This window comes from Variovorax sp. YR752 (genome assembly GCF_943372545.1).
In genome coordinates this window covers 1-5,173 of sequence record NZ_CALRZC010000366.1, presented here as the reverse complement: position 1 = coordinate 5,173, position 5,173 = coordinate 1, and the positions used below count along the sequence as shown (strand labels likewise).

The 5,173-nt window shown below is 71.0% G+C and carries 4 protein-coding genes and 1 riboswitch; of the genes, 2 read left to right on the top strand and 2 right to left on the bottom strand.

Annotated elements, in window-relative coordinates:
• Positions 1 to 484 (bottom strand): OmpA family protein (locus AAG801_RS40240; protein WP_341893475.1); only part of this gene is annotated, 484 nt, incomplete at its 3' end.
• A 76-nt stretch (positions 485 to 560) separates the two neighbouring features.
• Positions 561 to 662: riboswitch (S-adenosyl-L-homocysteine riboswitch) on the top strand.
• 42 nt (positions 663 to 704) lie between these two features.
• Between AAG801_RS40240 and metH the strand changes: the two genes are divergently transcribed.
• Complete coding sequence (metH, locus tag AAG801_RS40235; protein WP_341893474.1) at positions 705 to 3,449, top strand: methionine synthase; 2,745 nt, start codon at positions 705 to 707, stop codon at positions 3,447 to 3,449.
• Between the two features lie 159 nt (positions 3,450 to 3,608).
• Entirely contained in the window at positions 3,609 to 4,214 is a 606-nt protein-coding gene (locus AAG801_RS40230; RefSeq protein WP_341893473.1) for a glycine zipper 2TM domain-containing protein, read from the top strand.
• A 9-nt stretch (positions 4,215 to 4,223) separates the two neighbouring features.
• Here AAG801_RS40230 and AAG801_RS40225 read toward each other — a convergent pair.
• Positions 4,224 to 5,173, bottom strand: a 950-nt coding sequence (locus tag AAG801_RS40225; protein ID WP_341893472.1) for a YifB family Mg chelatase-like AAA ATPase, incomplete at its 5' end; no start/stop codon positions are given.

The following is a 5,173-nucleotide window of genomic DNA, read 5'->3' as shown; positions in this document are numbered from 1 at the left end:
GCGCCTGCCCCGACACCGCCATGCGCCGCGGCGGCACGCCACGCATCACCATCCAGTCGCGGGCACTGGCGGCGCGATCGACCGCCAGGGCGGCGCCGCCGCGGCTGTCGACCGGCCCGACGATCTGCACCTCGGCACGCGGCAGGGTGCGCAGCGTGGCGGCGATCTTGTCCAGCCAGGCGCCGGCGGCAGGGCTGATCGCCGGCCGGCCGGGCGGGAAGGTGTCCTCCGACGGCAGGCTGATCCACAGGCGCTGGTCGCTGGTCTGCGACACATCGGCGCCCGAGCCGAGCAGCGACAGGCGCAGCCGCGATCCGGCCGATTCGAGCTGCGGCGTCCAGGCCCAGGCGCCGGCTGGCGCGGGCTTCACCGGCGCGGCGCTGACCGTCGGCGGCACCGCGGGCGGGGCGACCTGCGGCAACGCGCAGCCGCCGAGGGCCAGCAGCACCGACAGTGCGGCCGCAGTTCGTGAAGTTCTTGGCATGGCGGCGATTGCACCGCATCGCCACCACCCTGAGCAAGGGCGGGCTTGCGAGCATCGGTAACCGTACAATCGCGGCTCGCCCGAGGAGCGTTGCGACGACCGCAGTGGTCGCCAGGCTCGGGCAGGGCAGCGCAGTATCGACAGACCCGCGCGCTGCAGCCAACGGCGCTCACCCGACTTCAGGTCGCGGTGAGCCGCGGCCCCCGATGGAATCGCCGCGATGAACGCCACCACCGCCCCTGCAGCCGCCGACGTCCCCCCGATGAAGCTTGCCGGCCTGGAGCCGGTGGAGATCGGCGCCGGCACGCTGTTCGTCAACATCGGTGAGCGCACCAACGTGACCGGCTCGAAGGCCTTCGCGCGCATGATCCTCGCCGGCGAATTCGAGCAGGCGCTGTCGGTGGCGCGCCAGCAGGTCGAGAACGGCGCACAGGTCATCGACATCAACATGGACGAGGCCATGCTCGACAGCAAGGCCGCGATGGTGCGCTTCCTCAACCTGATCGCCGGCGAGCCGGAGATCGCGCGCGTGCCGATCATGGTCGACAGCTCGAAGTGGGAGGTGATCGAGGCCGGCCTGAAGTGCATCCAGGGCAAGGGCATCGTCAACTCGATCTCGCTGAAGGAAGGCGAAGACGCCTTCCGCCATCAGGCCAAGCTGGTGCGCCGCTACGGCGCGGCCGCGGTGGTGATGGCCTTCGACGAGAAAGGCCAGGCCGACACCTTCGCGCGCAAGACCGAGATCTGCACGCGGGCCTACCGCATCCTCGTCGACGAGGTCGGCTTCCCGCCGGAAGACATCATCTTCGACCCGAACATCTTCGCCATCGCTACCGGCATCGAGGAGCACGACAACTACGCCGTCGACTTCATCGAGGCGACACGCTGGATCAAGCAGAACCTGCCCGGCGCCAAGGTGTCGGGCGGTGTGAGCAACGTCAGCTTCAGCTTCCGCGGCAACGACCCGGTGCGCGAGGCCATCCACACCGTGTTCCTGTACCACGCGATCCAGGCCGGCATGGACATGGGCATCGTCAACGCCGGCATGGTCGGCGTCTACGACGACCTCGACGCCGAGCTGCGCGAGCGTGTCGAGGACGTGGTGCTCAATCGCCGCAAGGATGCCGGCGAGCGCCTGGTCGAGATCGCCGAGCGCGCCAAGGGCGCCGCGAGGGACGACAGCGCGCGCCTGGCCTGGCGCGCCGGCAACGTCGACGAGCGGCTCAGCCACGCGCTGGTGCACGGCATCACCGAGTTCATCGTCGCCGATACCGAAGAGGCCTGGCAGGCCATCCAGGCCCGCGGCGGCCGCCCGCTGCACGTCATCGAAGGGCCGCTGATGGCCGGCATGAACGTGGTCGGCGACCTGTTCGGCCAGGGCAAGATGTTCCTGCCGCAGGTGGTCAAGAGCGCGCGCGTGATGAAGCAGGCGGTGGCCCACCTGCTGCCCTACATCGAGGCCGAGAAGCTGGCGATGGTCGAGGCCGGCGGCGAGGCCAAGGCCAAGGGCAAGATCGTCATCGCCACCGTCAAGGGCGATGTGCACGACATCGGCAAGAACATCGTCACCGTCGTGCTCCAGTGCAACAACTTCGAGGTGGTGAACATGGGCGTGATGGTGCCCTGCCAGGACATCCTGGCGCGCGCCAAGGTCGAGGGCGCCGACATCATCGGCCTGTCCGGCCTGATCACGCCCAGCCTCGAGGAGATGCAGCACGTCGCCGCCGAAATGCAGCGCGACGACTTCTTCCGCATCAGGAAGATCCCGTTGCTGATCGGCGGCGCGACCACCAGCCGCGTGCACACCGCGGTGAAGATCTCGCCGCACTACGAGGGGCCGGTGGTCTACGTGCCGGATGCGAGCCGCTCGGTCAGCGTCTGCTCCGAACTGCTCTCCGATGGCCGCGCCACCGCCTTCATCGACGAGCTGAAGTCGGACTACGAGCGCGTGCGCACGCAGCATGCGAACAAGAAGGCGACGCCGCTGGTGACGCTTTCCGCAGCGCGCGCCAACAAGACGCCGATCGACTGGTCGGCGTACACGCCGGCGAAACCGAAGTTCACCGGCCGGCGCGTGTTCCGCAACCAGGACCTGGCCGAGATCGCCGCCTGCATCGACTGGGCGCCGTTCTTCCAGACCTGGGACCTGGCCGGCCCCTACCCGGCGATCCTCACCGACGACATCGTCGGCGAGTCGGCACGGCGTGTGCTCAGCGACGGTCAGCGCATGCTCAAGCGCCTGATCGAGGGCCGCTGGCTGACCGCCAACGGCGTGATCGCCCTGTACCCGGCCAACACGGTGAACGATGACGACATCGAGATCTATGCCGACGAGTCGCGTGAGCAGGTGCTGATGACCTGGCGCGGCCTGCGCATGCAGACAGAGCGGCCGGTGGTCGACGGCGTGCGGCGGCCCAACCGCTGCCTGGCCGACTTCGTTGCGCCGAAGGACAGCGGCCGGGCAGACTACGTGGGCCTGTTCGCCGTCACCGCCGGGCTGGGTGTGGACAAGAAGGAGAAGCAGTTCCTCGATGACCACGACGACTACAGCGCGATCATGCTCAAGGCGCTGGCCGACCGCCTGGCCGAGGCCTTTGCCGAGCGCCTGCACCAGCGTGTGCGCACCGAGTTCTGGGGCTATGCGGCCGACGAGTCGCTGTCCAACGCGGATCTGATCGCCGAGAAGTACCGCGGCATCCGCCCCGCGCCGGGCTATCCGGCCTGCCCGGACCACACCGTCAAGCGCGACATGTTCCGCGTGCTGCAGTGCGCGGACATCGGCATGGCGCTCACCGAGAGCCTGGCGATGACGCCGGCGGCCAGCGTCAGCGGCTTCTACCTGGCGCACCCCGAGGCCACCTACTTCAACGTCGGCAAGGTCGGCGAGGACCAGCTTGCCGACTGGGCGGCGCGCAGCGCGCTCGACCAAGCGCAGGTGCGCCGCTCACTCGCTGCGCTGCTGTAGCCGCCGCGCTGCTGTGGCGCTGCGCCAGACGTGACGGACGGTGGCGTCAGGCCGCCACCGTTGACCAACGGTTACCACTGATTCGTGCTGCGCTGCGGCCGGCGTCCGCGCCTGCGGTCGAATCCGCGTTGTCGTTGGAAACCAACCAGGAGAACACCCATGTCTACCGAACTGTCCCCCGGCGCCGTCGCTGCGCCCGCCGCCCCTTCGCGCACCGTCTGGCTCATCGCCGGCGTGCTGGGTGCAGCATCGATCGCCGCCGGTGCCGGCATGCTGGCGCGCAAGGGCTTGCCCGAGCCGGCCAGCCAGCCCGTGCCCGCGCAGGAGGCGGCGGCGCCCGAGGCCAAGCCGGTCGAGAAGCCCGTCGCGAGAGTGGCGACCAAGGCCAACCCCGCACCTGCTCCCAAGGTGGCGGCAGCGCCGGTGTGCCAGAGCTGCGGCGTGGTCGAGTCGGTGCGCTCGGTGACGAAGAAGGGCGAGGGCAGCGGCGTCGGCGCCGTCGCCGGTGGCGTGATCGGCGCGGCGCTGGGCAACCAGGTCGGCGGCGGCAACGGCCGCAAGGCGATGACCGTCATCGGCGCCGTCGGCGGCGGCGTGGCGGGCCACGAGATCGAGAAACGCGCCAAGAGCACCACGGTGCAGCAGGTCACCATCCGCATGGACGACGGCTCGGTGCGTACCGTCGAGCAGACGAGCGCGCCGGCGGTGGGCGCTCGTGTGCAGGTCGAGGGCAGCAGGCTGCGCGCACTCGGCGGCCAGGGCTGATCGCGGGCCTCAGCGCAGCACCAGCACCCGGCGGTACTGGATCGCCTCGGCCAGGTGGGCGAGGGCGACGCGCTCGTCGCCGGCCAGGTCGGCGATGCTGCGTGCGACGCGCAGCACCCGGTGGAAGGCGCGCGCCGACCAGCCCAGGCGCAGTGCCGCCTGGTGCAGGAACTCGTTGCTGGCGGCGGCTAGCGCGCAGTGGCGTTCCAGGGCGTCGCCGGCCAGCGCGCGGTTGAGCTCACCCTGGCGCTGCAGCGCACGCTCGCGCGCCGCCGCCACGCGAGCGGCACCCGCCGTGCTGGCCTCGCCGTCGGCCGCGTCCGACAAGGCCTGCGGCGGTACCGCCGGCCCTTCGACCTGCAGGTCGATGCGGTCGAGCAGCGGGCCACTCAGCCGGCCCTGGTAGCGGGCCACTTCGTCGGGGGTGCAGCGGCAGTTCATGGCCCCGTTGCCGAGATGGCCGCAAGGGCAGGGGTTCATCGCCGCGAGCAACTGGAAGCGGGCTGGGAAGTCGGCCTGGCGTGCGGCGCGCGAGATCGTCACGCGGCCGGTCTCCAGCGGCTCGCGTAGTGCCTCCAGTGCATGGCGCGGGTACTCCGGCAGTTCGTCGAGAAAGAGCACCCCGTGATGGGCCAGCGAGATCTCGCCTGGCCGCGGCGGTGAGCCGCCGCCGACCAGCGCCGCGGCAGAGGCGCTGTGGTGCGGCGCGCGCACCAGGCGCTCGCCCCAGGGGTGCGTGGCGCCGGCGCTGGTCAGGCTGAGCACCGCCGCGGACTCGATCGCCTCTTGCTCGGTCAGCGGCGGCAGCAGGCCGGCGAAGCGCTGCGCCAGCATCGACTTGCCGCTGCCTGGCGGGCCGACCATCAGCAGCCCGTGGCCGCCGGCTGCGGCAATCTCCAGCGCGCGCTTGGCGGACGCCTGGCCCCGCACGTCGCGCAGGTCGCCGACCGCGGCGGGCG